Source organism: Streptomyces sp. PKU-EA00015 (assembly GCF_013387495.1).
In the GTDB taxonomy this organism is placed as follows: Bacteria; Actinomycetota; Actinomycetes; order Streptomycetales; family Streptomycetaceae; genus Streptomyces.
Map to the genome: position 1 here is coordinate 68,050 of NZ_JABZEE010000037.1, position 17,769 is coordinate 85,818.

16 protein-coding genes are annotated in these 17,769 nt (G+C 73.0%); 8 read left to right on the plus strand and 8 right to left on the minus strand.

Annotation, left to right across the window (positions count from 1 at the left end; all coding sequences use genetic code 11):
• Window positions 1–36: 36 nt before the first annotated feature.
• Window positions 37–213 carry a hypothetical protein gene (locus HW130_RS22710; RefSeq protein ID WP_256356259.1) on the plus strand — a complete coding sequence of 59 codons (177 nt, stop codon included), beginning with the start codon at window positions 37–39 and terminating at the stop codon, window positions 211–213.
• Between the two features lie 82 nt (window positions 214–295).
• On the opposite strand, the gene HW130_RS22715 is transcribed toward HW130_RS22710, so the two are convergent.
• The 4 genes from HW130_RS22715 to HW130_RS22730 form a co-directional block, all read right to left on the minus strand.
• Window positions 296–925 carry a DNA polymerase ligase N-terminal domain-containing protein gene (locus HW130_RS22715; RefSeq protein ID WP_177151505.1) on the minus strand — a complete coding sequence of 210 codons (630 nt, stop codon included), beginning with the start codon at window positions 923–925 and terminating at the stop codon, window positions 296–298.
• Window positions 926–1,079: 154 nt separating this feature from the next.
• Complete coding sequence (locus HW130_RS22720) at window positions 1,080–1,925, minus strand: class I SAM-dependent methyltransferase (protein ID WP_177151506.1); 846 nt, start codon at window positions 1,923–1,925, stop codon at window positions 1,080–1,082.
• Between the two features lie 227 nt (window positions 1,926–2,152).
• A complete protein-coding gene (locus HW130_RS22725; RefSeq protein WP_177151507.1) occupies window positions 2,153–3,583 on the minus strand; it encodes an NAD(P)/FAD-dependent oxidoreductase in 1,431 nt (476 codons plus the stop codon).
• A 630-nt stretch (window positions 3,584–4,213) separates the two neighbouring features.
• Entirely contained in the window at window positions 4,214–4,798 is a 585-nt protein-coding gene (locus tag HW130_RS22730) for a helix-turn-helix domain-containing protein (protein WP_177151508.1), read from the minus strand.
• Between the two features lie 122 nt (window positions 4,799–4,920).
• Here HW130_RS22730 and HW130_RS22735 point away from each other — a divergent pair, with 122 nt between their 5' ends.
• From HW130_RS22735 to HW130_RS22760, 6 genes are all read left to right on the plus strand, one after another.
• Window positions 4,921–5,757: an EamA family transporter gene (locus HW130_RS22735; RefSeq protein ID WP_177151509.1), complete on the plus strand. Its 837-nt coding sequence runs from the start codon at window positions 4,921–4,923 to the stop codon at window positions 5,755–5,757.
• 38 nt (window positions 5,758–5,795) lie between these two features.
• On the plus strand, window positions 5,796–6,443 hold the full coding sequence (locus HW130_RS22740; RefSeq protein ID WP_177151510.1) for an FMN-binding negative transcriptional regulator: 648 nt from the start codon (window positions 5,796–5,798) through the stop codon (window positions 6,441–6,443).
• Between the two features lie 104 nt (window positions 6,444–6,547).
• On the plus strand, window positions 6,548–7,066 hold the full coding sequence (locus tag HW130_RS22745) for a GNAT family N-acetyltransferase (RefSeq protein WP_177151511.1): 519 nt from the start codon (window positions 6,548–6,550) through the stop codon (window positions 7,064–7,066).
• Between the two features lie 365 nt (window positions 7,067–7,431).
• Complete coding sequence (locus tag HW130_RS22750; RefSeq protein WP_177151512.1) at window positions 7,432–8,277, plus strand: PP2C family protein-serine/threonine phosphatase; 846 nt, start codon at window positions 7,432–7,434, stop codon at window positions 8,275–8,277.
• 82 nt (window positions 8,278–8,359) lie between these two features.
• Window positions 8,360–9,373 (plus strand): MASE1 domain-containing protein, encoded by a 1,014-nt coding sequence (locus tag HW130_RS22755; RefSeq protein WP_177151594.1) that lies wholly within the window; start codon window positions 8,360–8,362, stop codon window positions 9,371–9,373.
• A 730-nt stretch (window positions 9,374–10,103) separates the two neighbouring features.
• Window positions 10,104–12,083 carry a glycoside hydrolase family 5 protein gene (locus HW130_RS22760; RefSeq protein WP_375256572.1) on the plus strand — a complete coding sequence of 660 codons (1,980 nt, stop codon included), beginning with the start codon at window positions 10,104–10,106 and terminating at the stop codon, window positions 12,081–12,083.
• Between the two features lie 14 nt (window positions 12,084–12,097).
• Here HW130_RS22760 and HW130_RS22765 read toward each other — a convergent pair whose 3' ends face one another.
• The 4 genes from HW130_RS22765 to HW130_RS22780 form a co-directional block, all read right to left on the minus strand.
• Entirely contained in the window at window positions 12,098–13,870 is a 1,773-nt protein-coding gene (locus HW130_RS22765) for an SDR family oxidoreductase (protein WP_177151513.1), read from the minus strand.
• Complete coding sequence (locus tag HW130_RS22770; RefSeq protein WP_256356260.1) at window positions 13,870–14,697, minus strand: M24 family metallopeptidase; 828 nt, start codon at window positions 14,695–14,697, stop codon at window positions 13,870–13,872. The genes HW130_RS22765 and HW130_RS22770 overlap by 1 nt, the downstream gene beginning before the upstream one ends.
• A 99-nt stretch (window positions 14,698–14,796) precedes the next feature.
• Complete coding sequence (locus HW130_RS22775; RefSeq protein WP_177151515.1) at window positions 14,797–15,891, minus strand: PDR/VanB family oxidoreductase; 1,095 nt, start codon at window positions 15,889–15,891, stop codon at window positions 14,797–14,799.
• A 129-nt stretch (window positions 15,892–16,020) separates the two neighbouring features.
• Complete coding sequence (locus tag HW130_RS22780) at window positions 16,021–16,899, minus strand: metal-dependent hydrolase (protein ID WP_177151516.1); 879 nt, start codon at window positions 16,897–16,899, stop codon at window positions 16,021–16,023.
• 131 nt (window positions 16,900–17,030) lie between these two features.
• On the opposite strand from HW130_RS22780, the gene HW130_RS22785 reads away from it, so the two are divergent.
• Complete coding sequence (locus tag HW130_RS22785) at window positions 17,031–17,681, plus strand: TetR/AcrR family transcriptional regulator (RefSeq protein ID WP_177151517.1); 651 nt, start codon at window positions 17,031–17,033, stop codon at window positions 17,679–17,681.
• Window positions 17,682–17,769: the final 88 nt, after the last annotated feature.

A 17,769-nucleotide genomic window follows, 5' to 3' on the forward strand; every position in this document is an offset into this window, starting at 1 on the left:
GAAAGGGGCATGAAGAAGCGCAGCATCCTTGCCGTCATGTCTCTCGCCACCGGCGCCGTGATCGCCGCCGTCAGCCCGCCGCCCGCCGCCCAGGCGGACGCCCTGGACGGGGCGCTGACCGCCCCCGACGCTCTCAGCAGCGCCGACGCCCTCATCAGCGACGCCGACAGCGACGCCCGGGCGGCCCTGGACGGCACGGCCGACCAGGTCTGAGAACGCCCAGGACACCCCGTACACGTCGGACGCCCGGTCTCCTCACGAGGAGACCGGGCGCCGTGTGTTCGCCGCGCCCGCCTCAGCGCTCCGACGGTCCGTCCGCCGCGGCGTCGGCCGCCACCCCCTTGAGGGTGCGGCCGGTGCGGGCGGACCTCGCCCGTCGCGGCTGCGCCCCATGGTGCGAGGACGCGTGCCGGTCGTTCTTCTTCACCAGCAGCCAGGTCTCGTGCTGCCCGTCCCCGCCGGGCCGGGTCCGGGTCAGCGCGTACCCGCCGCGGAGCTTGCCGCCGTGCAGGCAGAACGAGGCGTGACCGTCGCGCAGGGCGTCCGCGAACGGGATCTCGCGCCCGCGCCGGTCGGTGGCGAGGCCGTGATACGTGCCCTCGTCCCAGATGATCACGGTGCCACCGCCGTACTCGCCCTCCGCGATCACCCCCTCGAAGTCCGCGTAGTCGAGCGGATGGTCCTCGGTCGGCATCGCCAGGCGCTTGTCGTGCGGGTCGGCGGACGGGCCCTTCGGCACGGCCCAGCTCCTGAGAACCCCGTCCACTTCGAGCCGGAAGTCGAAGTGCATGGCGGTGGCGTCGTGGATCTGCACCACGAACGAGGGCTCGGGCCGTCCGCCGGGCCCGGTGCTCCCCTTGGGCTCAGCCGTTCTGCGGAAGTCGCGTTTGCGGTGGTACTCCGCCAGCGCGTCTGTCGAGGGCATGGGGACCTCCTTCGTGTCCGGCCACGGCTCCCGACCCCGGGGTACCCGGCGCCAGCCCGCGTAAGCGTCCGCCAGGTCCGGCGCCGCCGGGCGGGGCGGCGCGGACCGGTGTCGCGGTATCACCGGCGCACCGGCTTCCCCGGGCCCGGGCGCCTCAGCCGAGCTTGCGCGCGGTCATCAGCAGGTACTCCCAGTCCATGGCCGTCGGCGCGGTCTCGTCCGTGTCGCTCGCACGGCGCGCCAAAGACGCGAGTTCCCGGTCGAGCGCGGCGACGCGATCGGGGTCCTCGGCGATGTTGCGGTACGTGGCGATGGTGGGGCCGTAGTTCGCCTTGAAGTAGTCGCGGAAGGCCTCCGGCGACTCGAACCGGTCCACCCGTACCGTCTGCAGGCGGGCGTCGACATCGGTCACCCGGTCGGCGAACAGCGCCCTGACGTGCTGCTCCTGGCCCCACAGCGGCGGAGGCCGGGCACCGGGCGGAGGCGGTGGCGCATACGGTTTCATCGTCGCGAACATGCGCCCGACGAAACCCTCGGGCGTCCAGTTGACCAGGCCGATCGTGCCGCCCGGCCGGCACACCCGCAGCAGCTCGTCCGCGGCGGCCTGGTGATGTGGGGCGAACATGACCCCGACACAGGACATCACGACGTCGAACTCGCCGTCCCCGAACGGCAGCGCCTCGGCGTCCGCCTCGCGCCACTCCAGCTCCGCGCCCTGCTTCTCCGCCGCCTGCCGCCCGGCTTCCAGCAGCTCCGGGGTGAGGTCGCACGCCACGACATCGGCGCCGGCGAGCGCCGCGGGGATCGCGGCATTGCCCGCACCGGCCGCGACGTCGAGCACGCGCTGCCCGCCGCTCACCCCGCAGGCCCGCACCAGAAGGGGCCCCAGGTCCGGGATGAGCTCGGACGCCACGGCCGGATAGTCACCCAGCGCCCACATCTTCCTGTGCTTGGTCTTCAGGGCGCGGTCGGCTGAGGCCGCCCCGCTCGCGTCGCTCATGACGGATCTCCTCGCAAGCCTTCTGCGCGTCCGCTCGGGACGGCCGGGTCCGGCGCGGCCACCTCCGGCGGGCCCTTCCCAGGGCGACGGCGCGCCCCGGTCTGCCGGAGGGACCTGGTCTCCTGCTTCCCATCATCCGCCGACGCCCCGGGCTCCGCCGCCCGGCCGCCGTCCCGCCCCAAGCGCGGCCCGCCGAACGGCTCGCACCCGCGGCCTGCCCGCGCGGCTCAGCCGGACGCGGCCTCGCGGGTCATGGGAGGCATGCCCGGCGTCCGCGCCACGGGGCCGAGGAGCACCGCCCGGGCCACCTTGGGAGCGAAGAGCGCGGTCAGCGGCGACGTGAGCGTCAGGACGGAGCGGAAGGCGGGCCCCACGACGGGGTCGCCCGGATACCGCTGCTGGACACGGCTCAGGTACCAGCCGGCAGGCCGGTCCACGGCCCGGACGGTGACGGCGTTCCCCACAGCCCCCGGCATCTTCTTGTCCGCGCCCGCCGAGATGTCCCACGCCTGCCGCGACGCCTCGAACAGCGCCTGCTGCACGCGCGCGGTCGTCGGCGTCCGCCGCGGATCGGCGAGCGCGTCGCGCAGCGCCACCGCGCTCATCGCCGCGACGGCCATGCCCTGCCCGTAGATCGGGTTGAACGTGCACAGCGCGTCGCCCGTCGCGAGGAAACCGGCCGGTCGTCGGCCCGGCCGGTCGTAGCGGCGGCGCAGATTCGACGTCTGGCGGAAGCCGAACGGCGGCGTGTCCGGCTCGGCTTCCCGCAGCCAGTCGTGGATGAAGGGATGCGGGAAGCGGGCCGCGTAGGCGGTGAACCCCTCCTCGTCCGTGGGCGGTTCGTCGCCGCGCAGCCCCGAGAGGATGACCAGGTAGCGCCCGTCCTCCAGGGGCAGCACCCCGCCGCTGCAGACCTGCGCGGGACTCGGGTAGACGTAGTAACCGAGAGAATCGGATCCGAGATTGTCGCTCTTGTTGCGGTAGATGCGGGAGGCGTACGCGAGGCCCGTGTCGATGGTCTCCTCCTCGGGCGGCTCGGCGCCGATCGCCGACAGCCACTGCGAGGCGCGCGATCCACGGCCCGAGGCGTCCACGACCACGTCCGCAGCCAGCGTGCGCGGCTCCTGTCCGCCGTCCTTCGCGCCCTCACCCCGCTCGCGCAGCAGCACGCCCCGTACGCGCGAGGCGTCACCGAGCAGGCCGACGGCCTCGGTCGACGTGACCGTCCTGATCACCGGATTGGCCAGCACGCGCGCCCGGACCAGGTGCTCGATCTGGCCGCGCGAGCCGGTGTAGATGTACGTGGTCGCGTGCGTGCGCCGGAACCAACGGCCGCTCTGCCACTGCACCATGTCCGACGGCATGCCGATCCGAGGTGCGCCCGACGCCCTCAACTCGGGCGTGAACCCTGGCAGCAGCGCATCGAGCGCGAGCTGTCCGCCTTCGAGGAGCACATGGGCGTGCCGACCCTGCGGAACGCCGGGGCGGGCGTCCGGTCCGTCGGGGAAACGGTCCCGCTCGACGATCGTCACCCTGTCGGCGTGCTCGGCGAGGACATGCGCCGCGAGCAGCCCCGCGAGGCTGCCCCCGACGACGACGGCGTGCCGCCCTCCCGCAGCCTGCCGCCAACTGCCCTGCCCCTGCGTGGTGTCCACCATGTAGCTGCCTCTCGTGGTCAGCGAGCCCGACTCGTCCGACCAGTATCGGGGCCCGCGGCACGAAGATCACCGAGGCGGCTCGATGACGACCCTTCCGGGGAACGGTGCCCGAAGTTCCGCACACGATCCGCGAGTTGTCCCCTGCTCCGCGCCCGCAGCGCCCTCGGCCCCGTGACGCGCCCCGTCCGGCGATGCAGCGCGTACCGGCGGCACCCGCGCCACTGGCCCGGCACGGCGCCGACGCGCTGCCCGCCGTGCGTGATGAGGGTGTTGACCGGTGTCATGGGGTCCGAGCCGACCGACCTGGCGAGCAGCATTCCGGCCACCAGGGGCAGCAGCACACCGGCCAGGGCGGTCCCGGTCGCGGTGACGTGCCGCAGACGGGGTCGGGGGGACGCGTCAGAAGTCATGGACACCATTCGACCAGCGGCGCGAGCGGCGGTGATCGGACGAGGTACTCAGGAAGGGTGCCTCTCCTACTCATCCCGGCACCGGGCCCCCGGCCCGAGCGTGCCCGACGACCGCCTGTTCCGACGTGGGCCGTCCGCGGCCCTGCGCCGTACGCCGCTCGAGACGCTCATGCACGAGGACCTGCTTGCGCGCTGATCACTCAGGGGGCCGGTCTGCCCTTCAGGCAGTGCCTGCGGGGCCGGGCGGCAAGTGCACGGTCATGATCAGGTGGCACGTCTCGTCGCCTGAGCCGCGGTAGGTGTGGGGCGCGTCGCCGTCGAAGGCTGCGGTCTGTCCGGCTTCGACAGGGTGCTCGATGCCGTCGACCACCAGGGTCATCCGGCCGGAGGTGACGGAGACGGTTTCGACGACTCCGGGCTGGTGCGGGTGGCTGGGGTACTCCTCACCGGGTTCGAGTTTCCAGCGCCAGACCTCGACCGGGGCCGGGCCCGAGGTCGTCAGCATGAGCCGTGCCTCGCTGCCCTTGCCGCCGGTCCACAGGGGCGTCGTGGCGTCGGCGGTCACGATGCGGACGCGGCCTTCTGACGGGCCTTCCATCAGGGCGGAGACGGAGACGCCGAGGGTGTCGGCGAGCCGGACCAGGGTGGCGAAGTTGGGGTTGCCCTGGGCCTTCTCCAGGCCGACCAGGGCGCCCTTGCTGACCTTCGCGCGCCGGCCGAGTTCGTCCAGGGACAGGCCGGCGCGGTTACGGGCCGTCCTGACGTTGTGTGCGAGTGTCCGCAGGGCTTCCTCCGCCTCGGCCATCCGATCGTCCTCCTCGCAAGTAGGCCACTTCGCTGCACCGTCCGGTCGTTTGGTTGACAGATGCCGGTCGTTTCGCAGTACGGTTCAGTCGTTCCGTTGGCATAGTAAGGGATGTACGTACCGTGATCGCTCTGCTGCTGGCCCTGGGCAGCTCGCTCGCCTACGGGTGCGCCGACTTCCTCGGCGGCCTCGGCGCCAGAAAGGCGCACGTGCTGCGCACCGTCGTGATCGCCGCCCCGGCCTCGCTCGCGATCGAGCTGCTGCTGTGGCCGTTCCTCGGCGCCTCGTTCAGCACCGGCGCTCTCGTCTGGGGCGCGGCGTCCGGTGTCGCGTCGGCAGCCGCCTTCGCCCTGCTCTACCGGACCCTGGCGATCGGCCCGATGAACGTGCTCTCGCCCGTCACCGCGCTGGTCTCCGCCATGCTGCCGGTCGGCGTGGGCCTCTTGCAGGGCGAACACCTGGGTGCGGTCGGCCTGGTGGGGCTGCCGCTCGCGCTGGTCTCGGTCGTCCTGGTGAGCGCCGGACACGGCGCCGGGTCGGCCCGTCCCTCGCGCACCGCGCTGCTCCTGGCCTTCGGCGCGGGCGCCGCCATCGCCCTTCAGCTGATCTTCCTGCACCAGGCACCGTCCGACAGCGGGGTGGCCCCGCTGATCGTGGGTCGCGCGGTCGCTTCGGCCGTCACCCTGACCGCCGCCGGGCTGATGTACCGCAGGCTCGGTCCCGAGCGGCCCGCGTACGCGATGTCGGCCGCGGCGGGTGTGCTGGATTCGCTGGCGAACCTGCTGTTCCTGCTCGCTGCCCGCAGTGGGGACCTTGCCGTCGTCGCCGTGATCACCGCCCTCTATCCGGCCGGCACCGTCCTGCTCGCCCGCAGTGTGCTCGCCGAACGCATCCACCGCGGACAGCTCGTCGGTCTGGGCGCCGCAGCGGTCGCCGTCGGCCTTCTCGCTCTCACCTGACCCCTCCCACCGCACCACCGCCTCACAAGGAGACCAGCATGTTCATCCAGCCCTGGGACGCCGGCCTGGACGAGGCCGAATGGCAGACCTGGATCGCCGAGGGCCACGACTTCGGCCTCCTGAGCGTCAACGGCCTGCCCGGCCATGCGCCCGTCGCCGTCCCCACCCACTTCACCGACGACGGCAACCACCTCCTGATCCACCTCGCCCGTCCCAACCCGGTCTGGAAGGCGATCGAGAACGACCCGAACGTCCTGTTCACCGTCTTCGGCGACTACGCCTTCATCCCCGGCCCCTGGCGCGCCAAGGCCGGCACCCCGCCCACCGAGGGCGTCCCCACCAGCTACTACACGGCCGTCCAGTTCACCTGCCGCGCCCACATCGTCGACGACCCCGAGGCCAAGGCCGAGCTGCTGCGCCGTCAGCTCGCCCATTTCCAGCCCGACGGCGACCACGCCCCGGTCGCAGTCGACCAGCCCCCGTACGGCCGGATGCTGCCCGGCATCCGCGGGCTGCGCCTGGAAGTCACCGACGTGCGGGGCAAGTTCAAGTACGACGACCACAAGCCCGTCGAGCACCGCACCGCCGTCGCCGACCACCTCGCCGAACGCGGCCAGGGCCTCGATGTCCCCACCGCGCTCCAGCAGCGCCGCCGCCTGGACCGCATCGGCTCCTGGAAACCCTGAAGCACCACCCGCGGTCCAGTAACACCCCGGCGCCGCAGGATGGCCGGGACCGCGCCTGAAAATGCGTTCGAGGACCGCCGGGCGCCGCCGATAGGGTGCGCGGCATGACAGCGTCGCTCCGCCTGGAGAAGATCACCGCCGACAACGTGCTCGCCGCGTGCGACCTCGCTGTCCGACCCGACCAGCGGGACTTCGTGGCCCCCGTCGCGCGCTCCCTCGCCGAGGCGTACGCGCAGCCCGACGTCGCCTGGCCGCGGCTGATCGTCGACGGGGACCGGCCAGTCGGCTTCGTGATGGCCTTCTTCGACGTACGGTTCAGCCCCGGCGACCCGGACGACCGGCCGCGTTCAGGGCTGTGGCGGCTTGCCGTCGCCGCGGGAGAACAGGGTCGTGGATACGGCCGCTTCGCCGTGCGGTCCGTGTGCGAGGAGATCCGCGGACGGGGCGGCACACGGGTGACCGTGACCTGGAAGCAGGGGGAGAACGGGCCGGAGGACTTCTACCTGAGGCTCGGTTTCCGGCTGACCGGTGAGATGAGCGGGGACCAGGTCGTCGGCGAGCTGGACCTCACCGGCACACCGAGCGGCCTCCCGGCCGACCGGACCGCAGTCCGGGCCCGCTAGCCTCGCGCCATGGGGGAACGGATGTCCGACTTCGGCGCCGATGCACGCGCGCTCCGCCCGTGCCGATGGTGCGGCCGGCCCTTCCGGCATGCCGGAAGACGGGGCCGCCTGCGGCTCTACTGCCGCCGGACGCATCTGTGGCGGCGCCGCCTGTCCGACCTGATGGAACTCGTGTCGGACACCGTCTAGCCACCGCCGCCGACCGCTCCTCGCCGCCGACCGCTCCTCCCCGCCGGCCGCGCCGCGCGGCGGCGCGTTCGCCGGAAATATAATGAGTGCGGGCTGCACGAGCCCAGCTGAGCCTGGGCCACCGCGTGAGGGAGTGGCCGGGCCAGTCGGCCTTCGGACGTTCCTCGGAGAGGTCCATGACCCGGCGTCGCCCTTCGCGATCGGCGACGGCCGACGATCTCCTGACGACCCTGGGGCGGCTGACCGACCGGGTGCGGCAGGGCGCCGAGCGCCAGCGCGCCCGCGTCGAACTCGCCGAGGCCCTCCAGCGTTCCATGCTGCCCACCGGGCTTCCCGACCTCCCCGGACTGCAGGTCGCGGCCGAGTACGCGCCGGCGCGCAACGGCCTCGACATCGGCGGCGACTGGTACGACGGCTTCGTCCTGCCCGACGGCTCGCTCGGCTTCTCGATCGGCGACGTCCAGGGCCACGACGTGGAGGCCGCCGCCTTCATGGGACAGGTCCGCATGGGGCTGCGCGCGGTGGCCACCGCCACCACCGACCCCGGGGAGGTCCTGGGCCGGGCCAACGAACTGCTGCTCTCCATGGACCACGGCCTCTTCGCGACCTGCAGCTTCCTCCGCTTCGACCCCGTCACCGGCGAGCTGGAGAGCGCCCGGGCCGGCCACGTGCCCGCCATATGGGCGACGGCGGGAGGGCAGGGCGGGGTCGTGGAGGACGAGGCGGGTGTGCCGCTGGGCATCCTGCCCGGCGAGGCGTATCCCGTGGCGCGGCGCCGGCTGTCCAGCGGGGGTGCCTTCGTCCTGCTCACCGACGGCGTCGTGGAGGGGCCGTCGTATCCGATCGAGGCGGGCCTCGACGCCGTGGCCCGCCTGGTCCGCTCCGCGGTCACGACCGGTGTCGAGGCGTCCGAGCTGGCGTCGCAGGTGATGGGGGTCGCGGCGCAGACGGACCACACCGACGACGCCGCCGTCCTGGTGCTTGTCCACGATCCCGAGGAGACCCGCCCGCCACGCCCGTGACCTCCGGACGGCCGGGGATGCCCGTGCGGGCGGGGCGTGTCAGGGCAGCACGCGGAGCCGGGAACGTTGTCTGATGACAGACGTGCCCCGTAGCGAACACCTCCGACGCCCGGCCGCAGCGCTGCTGCGGATGCTCGCCGTCGCCGCCGCCTACTGGGTCGGCGGACAGATCGGCCTCCTCCAGCAGGTGGTGGTCGAGGGCGCGGTCGTGACACCGCTGTGGCCGCCCACCGGGATCGCCCTGAGCTGTCTGCTCTGGATGGGCGTCGGGGTGTGGCCGGGCATCGCCGTGGGGGTGCTCGCCACCATCGCCACGATCGACACCCTGAGTTTCGCCACGAGCGGCGTGCTGGCGGGGAACACCCTCGGGCCGGTCGTTGCCTACCTGATGCTCCGGCGCGTCGACTTCCGCACGGAGCTGGACCGGTTGCGGGACGGGCTCGCGCTGGTGTTCCTCGGGGCGGGCGGCATGCTGATCAGCGCGACCTTCGGCGTGATGACGGTGGTGTGGAGCGGGTCGCTGCCGCTCGGCGAGTTCTGGCCGGTGTGGTCGGCGTGGTGGGCCGGTGACGCGATGGGCGTCCTGGTGATCACGCCGCTCCTGCTGGTGCTGCGCCGCGCCCGGCTGCCCCGCGACACGCGGCCGTACTGGTGGACCGAGGCAACGGCACTGTGCCTGACGTCGGCAGCCGTGGCCGTGCTCGTCACACGCATCGAACTGAGCCTGCTTTTCCTGGCCTTCCCGGTGCTGATCTGGGCGGCGCTGCGCTTCCAGCTGCCCGGATCGGCCCCGTGTGCCGTGCTGATCTCGGTGCTGGCGATCGCAGCCGCGACGGCAGGGGTCGGGCCGTTCGCGGGCCGCACGCTGCTGGAGGTCATGGTGATCCTCCAGGCGCTCAACGGCTGCGCCGCGCTCACGGCCCTGCTGCTCGCCGCCATCGTCGCCGAGCAGATCGGCATCCGGCGCAGGATCGAACAGGCGTGCTGGGTCCTCGCGGAGGTAGTGGACCAGCTCGCCCCCGGCGAGACGGCGCACCTGTGGCCGCTGGTCGACGGACGGAAGGGCGTCGCGGAGCCGAGGGCTGCGGACGAATAGCGCCGCGCCCGCGCCCGCGTCCGTCGGGTGCGGACCGTCGGCCGTCGTCGGCAAGTGCCTCCCGCTTCCGCCGGGTTCGGCCCCTGGGCCCTCCGGGCCCCGCCGCCGACCCCTCCGGCGTCGGCGGCAGCGCGATCGTCGACCCCGAGGGGAGCGTGCGCCAACAGGCCGCCACCGGACAGGAGGTCCTCGTCGACGTCCTCGACCTCGAGACCGTCACCCGCGTGCGCACCCACGGCTCCGCGGGCATCTACCGCCCCTGGGCTCAGCTCGCCCGGTACGGCGACCGGATCGAACTCCCGTGTACGGGGGTCTTTCCGTCCCGTGCTGAAGGGCTAGGGTCTTTCGTTTGGATCAGGCCGGATCAGTGAGTGGGGGTCCCCCCACGCCCGCAGGGCGTAGGGGGAGGGTCTGGTGCGTGCGATCGCAAGGCGGAGGAGGGAGACAATGGCGGAGCCATGGCGACCGACGACAACGCGGCGAGCGTGCGTGCCAGGGCCCGCGAGCCCGGCATGATCCAAACGAGAGGCCCTAGGGGCGGGAGACGAAGCCGTTCGGCATCCAGAAGGGGGTCTCGTGAACAACGCGCCGCGTACACCCGCGTCCGGGCCGACGGGGCGTCGTCCAGGCCCTGCTCCACACCTCTGTTCACCAGTGCGCCGGGCCGTCATTATGGCGGTGCCATGTCAAAACCGGGGCGCGGTCCCGGCGCACGCCGGAACGGAGAGCCGTGAACAGAACCTTCTTCCGGCCTGCCGTGGCCGTGCTCGTGCTGGCCCTGTTCCCGGCCGGCCCGCCGAGCGCGGCGACGGCGTCGCCGCCCGGCGGGGGAGCGAGCGTGGCGGGGACCACCGCGCCCGTGGGCGGACCCAGCCCGGCGCCCGCCTCTGCCACCGCCTCTGCCGCCGCCTCCGCCACCGCCTGGACGCCCCCGCTCAGCACTCGCGGCCGGTACATCGTCGACGCCCACGGCAACCGGTTCAAACTCAAGTCCGGCAACTGGCACGGCGCCTCCGGCACCTGGACCGGTTCCGGCAGCCCCGACGACCCCGCGAACCACCACGCGGGCGAGATGTCCGGGCGTGTGCCGCTCGGCCTGGACCGCGCGCCCCTGGCCGAGATCGTCGCCGGCTTCCGTGAACTCGGGCTCAACAGTGTCCGCCTGCCCTTCTCCAACGAGATGGTGCACGCCACGCACCCCGTGACCGACGCCGCCGTGGCGGCCAACCCCCGACTGCGCGGCAGGACACCCCTGGAGGTCTACGACGCCGCCGTCGCCGCTCTCACCGGAGCCGGGCTCGCGGTGATCCTCAACAACCACACCAACACCACCCGCTGGTGCTGCGGCCTGGACGGGAACGAGCGGTGGAACGCGAGCCAGAGCGACCGTGCCTGGGAGGACGACTGGCTCTTCATGGCGAAGCGCTACCGGCACAACCCGCGCGTCGTCGGCGCCGACCTCTACAACGAGGTGCGCCGCTCACTGTGGGACGACCCCAACTGGGGTCTCGGCGACGGGCACGACTGGTTCGCGGCCTCCCAGAGGCTCGGCGACCGCATCCTCCAGGAGGCGGATCCGGACCTCCTCGTGATCGTCGAGGGCATCAACTGGACCGGCGTCCCCGTCGACGGCCTCCCGCACGGGCGGCCCACCCTGGAGCCCGTGCAGCGGCTGTCGCACACCCTGGTCACGTCGGGCAAACTCGTGTACTCCGCTCACTTCTACGACTACACCGGCCCCCACCACACCGGCGCGACCGGGACGGGCGAGACCTCCGACCCCCGCTACCGGGACCTCGCGCCCGCCGCTCTCGAGGAGGTCCTGCACCAGCAGGCCTTCTACGTCACGGCCCGGAAGGACCAGCACTTCACCGCACCCGTGTGGATCAGCGAGTTCGGGATCGGCGGGAGAAACGAGCACGGCGAGAAGCAGCGTGCCTGGTTCGAGAACTTCGTCGACCAGCTGATCAGTACCGACGCCGACTTCGCGTACTGGCCGCTGGTCGGCTGGCACGAGGACAGGAAGGGCAACGGCTGGGCGCTGCTCCACTGGGACGGCGCCGGCCGGCGGATCGGGGTGTACGACGGCGACGACTGGCGGGCGGGCGCGTGGTCCCGTCTGACGGCAGCCGACGGCAGGACCGGCCAGGTCCCCGCCATGGACCGGTGGTCGATGCTCAGCCCCGACCACGGCGACTTCGTCCAGTCCGCGCGGATGCGGGCCGCGGGGGACTGGGACGCCGGCGCGCGCAAGGCGGCCTGTCCCGACGGGCAGCGTCTCGCCGGGCTGAGCCACACCGGAAACCGGGGCCTGTGCACCGACACCGCGGCCCGCGACCTCTGGGCGTCGGACCGCGTCCACGAGGTGGTGCGCGACGAGCGGCATGTGACCCCCGGCCGTGACTGGGCGAGCGGCTACACCAAACTCCAGTGCGCGCCCGGCCACTTCCTGATCGGGTACAGCGTCCGCGGCGCCGCCGTCTCCGCCGCCCTGTGCGTCCCGGCCCGGACGCCGCTGGGCACGGCGGACCGGACGGTCTGGTTCGACCGCCACGACAACCGGCCGCCGGCGGCCCCGGGCGGCGACTTCGCCCACGGCCACTACAAGGGCCAGTGCACCGACGGCGAGTACGCCGCGGGCATCGCCTCCACCCGCCGCGCAGGGGCCCCGGGCAGGCCGGACGCCCTGCTCTGCCGGCCCTTGCGCTGACACGGGTCCCCGCCTCAGCCGATGTCGAAGCGGGCAGCGGTGCGCAGCAGGCCGGGGGAGAGCCGGCCGATCAGGCGGGCCGCCTTGGCCTCGAAGGTGACGGGCACGACCGCACGGTCGCCGGTGACCGCGCGCAGGATCTCGTCGGCCACCTTCTCCGGCGGGAAGTTCCGCCTGGCGTACATGCCGGAGACCCGCTTCTGCCGTGCGGCCTCCTGCGCGGCGTCGAGACCGGAGAAGGTCGTCGTCCTCGTGATGTTGGTGTTGACGATGCCGGGACAGATCGCGGACACGCCCACGCCGAAACCGGCCATCTCGGCACGCAGGCAGTCGGAGAGCATGAAGACGGCGGCCTTGCTGGTGGCGTAGGCGGCCAGCAATTTGGACGGCAGATAGGCGGCGGCCGACGCGAGGTTGACGATGTGCCCGCCCTCACCGCGTTCGGCCATGAGGCTGCCGAAGGCGCGGCAGCCGTGGATGACACCCCACAAGTTGACGTCCAGGACGCGCCGCCACTCCTGCTCCGTCGTCTCCAGGAAGGTGCCGGAGTGGCCGATCCCCGCGTTGTTCACGACGATGTCCGGCACGCGGAACTCCGCGGTGACGTCGGCGGCGAACGTGTCGACCGCCGTGCCGTCCGAGACGTCGACCCGCCAGGCGCGGGCCGAGGCTCCGAGCAGGCGGGCCAGTTCGGCGGTGCGCTCGGCGGCCTCCGGGTCGAGGTCGCACAGCGCGACGTCGGCGCCCTGCTCGGCGAAGGCCAGGGCGGTGGCCCGGCCGATGCCGCTGCCGGCGCCGGTGACGACGGCCAGCCGGCCGGCGAACGGCTTGCGGTCCTTCGGTGACCGGCCGGCCGCGGGTGCGGTCCGCCCCTCGGGACGGGCGACGAACTCCTCGACCATACGGGCCACGGTGGTTCCCTTCTCCAGCAGTGCGGACCAGTGGGTGGCGGGCACGGTGCGCCGCCACAGGTGCGGGACCCAGCGTTCGAGGCCCTCGGCGAGTGCCGGACTGACGTAGTGGTCCCGGGTGAGGCCGATGAGCTGCACCGGAACGGTGGTCGGCCGTGCCCTCGGGCGCAGCAGCCGGGGCAGCATGTTGGCGCGGTACAGGTTGATGCCGCGTACCGCGTCACCGGCGAGGGTGGGCTGTGGGTGGCCGGGCCGCGGGGTCACGGCCTCGGCGAGGCGCAGGACCGTTCCCCAGCGGTCGGCCAGCCCGCGCCGCCAGGCGGCGGGCGCGAGAACGGGCAGGTGGAACGCGGCGATGTACCAGGAGTGCGCCAACTGCCCCAGGAGCTGGGCGACATGCCGTGGCGTGGGCCTCGCCAGGCGGTGGCGGATCCAGTGTCCGACGTGGTCGAGGCACGGACCGGAGATCGAGGTGTACGAGGCGATGCGGCCGGCCGCGTCGGGGTGGGCGACGGCCTCCCAGGACTGGATGGAGCCCCAGTCGTGAGCGACCACGTGGACCGGGCGGTCCGGGCTGACGGCCCCGGCCACGGCGAACAGGTCGCCTGCGAGCAGTTCCAGGCGGTAGTCGCGCCGGCGGGCGGGGCGGCCCGAGTCACCGGCGCCGCGCACGTCGTAGCGCACGACGTGGTGTTCGGCGGCGAGCGCGGCGGCGACGTCGTCCCACACGCGGTGGGTGTCGGGGTAGCCGTGCACCAGCAGCACGGTGGGGCGGGTGGGGTCGCCCTGTTCGTACACGGCGAGCGGGACGCCGCCGGAGCGCACCGTGCGGCGGCGCGGCTCACCCGGGGCGCCGAGCGCGTCTGCGGCGGCCATCAGGCTGCGGCCTGCTGCCAGCGGCGGACGTGGGGCAGGTCGTCGTCGAGCCAGTAGGCGTCGTCCTCGGTGACCACGAGCAGTTCCTCGAACTTCAGCCCCACGTCCCGGAATCCGATGTGCGGTTCGACGGCCCACAGCCCCGGCGTCGGGGCGTGGCGCGAGGAGCGGCCGTCGGCCCACAGCGGGGACCGGCCGTGCAGTCGCTCGCCGATGAGTTCGCGGCCCAGGGTCTGCAGGGTGCGCACGCCGAAGCCGAACACGGTGACCCCCGCGGGCCCGAGGACCTTCGTCCGGGTGACCTGGTGGCCGATGACCCGGCCGGGGTAGACCTTGTGGCGGTTGTCGTAACCGTGCTTGGCGATCAGTGCGTCCACGGCCGCGTACACCTCGTCGAGCGGCTTGCGCAGTCGCACCTCCCGCACGATCAGTTCGCGGTACTCGCGCAGGTCCTGGGCCATCCGGTCCCAGACCGGATTGTCACCGATCCTGCCGGCGTAGCCGATGTCGGCCGTGTAGCCGTCGACGACGGGAGCGCAGTCCAGGACGTAGGACATGCCCTCTTCGAGGCGGCGGCCGCTGGCGAAGAACTGCAGCGGTGTGCGGAAGTGCCGGAACGCGGTGCGGTCGCCGAACCAGGCGAAGGGCACGTGGAAGAAGTCCTGGACGCCCTCGGCGACCAGTTCGCGGCGCAGTCGCGCGGCGGCCTGGCGTTCGGTGACGCCCGGTTCCAGCCAGTCGCCGACCCGCTGCGCACAGCCGTAGGCGAGCTGCTGGAGTTCGCGGAAACGGTCGAGGTCGTGGTCGTCGAACGGGAACGAGGGCATGCGGGAGGAGCGTGTTGTGCGGTGTGTCGCGGGGGTGCTCATGGTCTCGCCTTCGTGTGTCGGGGGAGAGGGGCCTGCGCGTCCCAGGAGGGCAGGGGGCTACATGTCCAGTTCGAGGCGGGAGCCCTCGGGCGCCCGGGAGACGCAGACGCGGATCCGGCCGTCGGCCCGCTCCCGCTCGGTGAGTCTGCCGTCACGGTGGTCGGCGGTGCCGGCGGTGACCCGCTGGGTGCACACGCCGCAGAACCCCTGGCGGCAGGAGTACGGGGTCGCCGGGTCCCGTTCCAGCAGCACGTCGAGCACGGACCGGTCGGCGGGCACGGGCAGTACCTCACCGCCGCGCCGCAGCCTCAGCTCGAACGGCCGGCCGTCGAGGACCGGAGCGGCGGTGAACCGTTCGAAGTGCAGGGCGGACGCGCCGCTGCTGTCGAAGGCGCCGCGTACGGAGTCCAGCAGGGGACCCGGGCCGCAGCAGTAGACGGCGGCTCCGGTGGGCGCGCGGCCGAGGAGGTGCGCGCCGTCGGGCACGCCGTGCTCGTCGTCGGGCAGGATCTCCACCCGGTCGCCGCCGAGCGCCGCGAGTTCGCCGAGTTCCGCGGCGAACGGCAAGGAGGCGCGTGAGCGGCCGGTGTGGATCAGACGCCAGTCGAGGCCGAGCCGGACTGCCTCGCGGGCCATCGGCAGGACCGGCGTGATGCCGATGCCTCCCGCGAGGAACAGCACGGCCGGCTCGGCGGCGAAGGGGAACGCGTTGCGCGGCCCCTTGACGATGACCCGCGAGCCCACCGGCAAGGCGTCGTGCACCTCTACGGATCCGCCGCCTCCGCCGGCGATGCGGCGGACCGCGATCCGGTACGCGTACCGGTCGTCCGCCGTGCCGCACAGGGAGTACTGCCGTACGCGGCCGGACGGCAGGCACAGGTCGATGTGGGCACCGGCCTGCCAGCGGGGCAGCGGGGAGCGGTCAGGTGCGGTCAGCCGCAGCGAGACGACGTCATCGGCCTCGGTCTCGCGGGCGGCGACGACGAGTTCGAGGGAGGTGGCGGCGGGCCGGGGCGGACGCCGTCCGTAGCGGTCGGCCATGCTGACGACGGGGAGGTAGACGTCGGAGAACGCGGCGAGGAAACGCATGAGGCGGTCGCTGCGGCCTCTTCCGTACAGGTCGGGTGGCGCGGGGACGCGGTGGCGGCTCATCGGATGGTCCTTGTCTGGCGTACGGCGGAGCGGGTGCGTACGGCGTGGGCTCGGGCGGGTGCGCACGCGGCGGGCAGTGGATCGGTTGCCCGCCGCGTGCGGCGCAAGCAGGTGCGGGCGCGCGTCCGTTCAGTGCGCGGCGGCGCGGGCAGCCGCAGAGGAGCCGAGGTAGGCGACCGCCTGCCGGGTCGAACCCTCCTGTGAGGGGTGGTAGCGGGGGCTGAGGTAGCGGGAGGCGGAGCGCGTCAGCCTGCCGAGCCGTGGCAGCAGCCCGCGCCGGGCGGCCTCCCCGTACGCGCGCCATGTGGGCCGCGCGCCCGGCCGGAGCGTCGGATCGGCGGCCATCAGGAACCGGGCCCCGCGGATCCACAGGTGGAGGAGCACCGGGCCGCCGACGGCCATGGTGCGGATGCGCCGCAGGTATCCGGGGTCCAGATGGCGCAGCAGGTCGTAGGCCACGCTGCGGTGCTCGACCTCCTCGGCGCCGTGCCAGCGGAGCAGATCGAGCATCGTCGGGTCGGCACCGGCCCGATCCAGCTCCTCCGCGTTGAGCACCCAGTCGCCGAGGAAGGCGGTGAAGTGCTCGACGGCCGCGATGATCGCGACGCGCTCGATCACCTGCTCCCGCCGCCGCGCCTCGGAGAGGCCCGGTCGCGTGCCGAGGACCCGGCCGAAGACGAACTCGACCTGCTCGACGTAGGGACGGGGGTCGAGGCCCCGGGCCAGGAAGTGGTCGAGGACGCCCTGGTGAGCTTCGGCGTGGACCGCCTCCTGTCCCACGAAGCCGAGGACCTCCTCGCGCAGCTTCTCGTCGGTGATCAGGGGCAGCGCCTCCTGGAAGGTACGCACGAACCAGCGCTCCCCCTCCGGCAGGAGCAGGTGGAGGACGTTGATCACGTGGGTGGCCATCGGCCGGCCGGGGATCCAGTGCAGCGGCAGGCTCGCCCAGTCGAAGCTGACGTCCCGTGGCTGCAGGACAAGATCGTCATGCTCTTCCGTGGTGCTCATACGGGCACACTCCTCCGACGCGTGGAGAGGGGATGGGCAGGACCCGGGAAAGGGGCGGCGCCCCGGCCGCCCCCTTATTGAGGGTTACTCAACAGTAGGAGTTATTGACTTCTTGTCAATAGAATGGGCGCATGACTCGGCACAGCTCTTCCGCCCGCGCGTCCCGGATGCCTCCGACCGACCGGCGGACCCAGATCCTGGCCGCGGCCCGCCGCGTGCTCGAGGTCCGCACCATCGACGAGATCTCCGTCGAGGCCGTCGCCACCGAGGCCGGCGTCTCGCCGGGGCTGCTCTTCCACTACTTCGGGTCGCAGCGCACCTTCCGGCAGGCGATCCTGCAGGCCGCTGCCGAGGAACTACTGACGCACGTCCGGCCCGATCCGGCCCTGAGCCCCGCCGAGCAACTGCGCTCCGGCATGGAGACCTTCGTCGACTACGTGTCCCGGCACCCGACCGTCTACCAGGCCGTCACCAGGCTGAACACGGGCAGCGGGATGCGTACGCTGCACCGCTCGGCCCGTTCCACGCTCGCGGGATGGCTCTCGGACGCCCTGAGGGCCGCGGGCACGCCGGACACACCCGCCGTCGCGTTCGCCGTGGCGGGGTGGCTCGCGTACATGGAGGAGGTCGTCCTGGCGTGGCTGGAGGAGCCGTCGACGGACCGGACGGCCCTCATCGAGCTGTGCGAACGCAGCTTCTACGCCCTGGTCGGGACGGCGGTCGACGACGACGCCCGGTGGGGGCGCATCCTCGCCGGGATCGGTGTGCGGCCGTCCCCGTGACGGACCCTTCCTCGCGCACCACCGCCCCGCCGGCCGGCGGCCGACGAGGCGGTGGGCTGTTCGGGACGGTGCTGCGTACCAGGTGGTG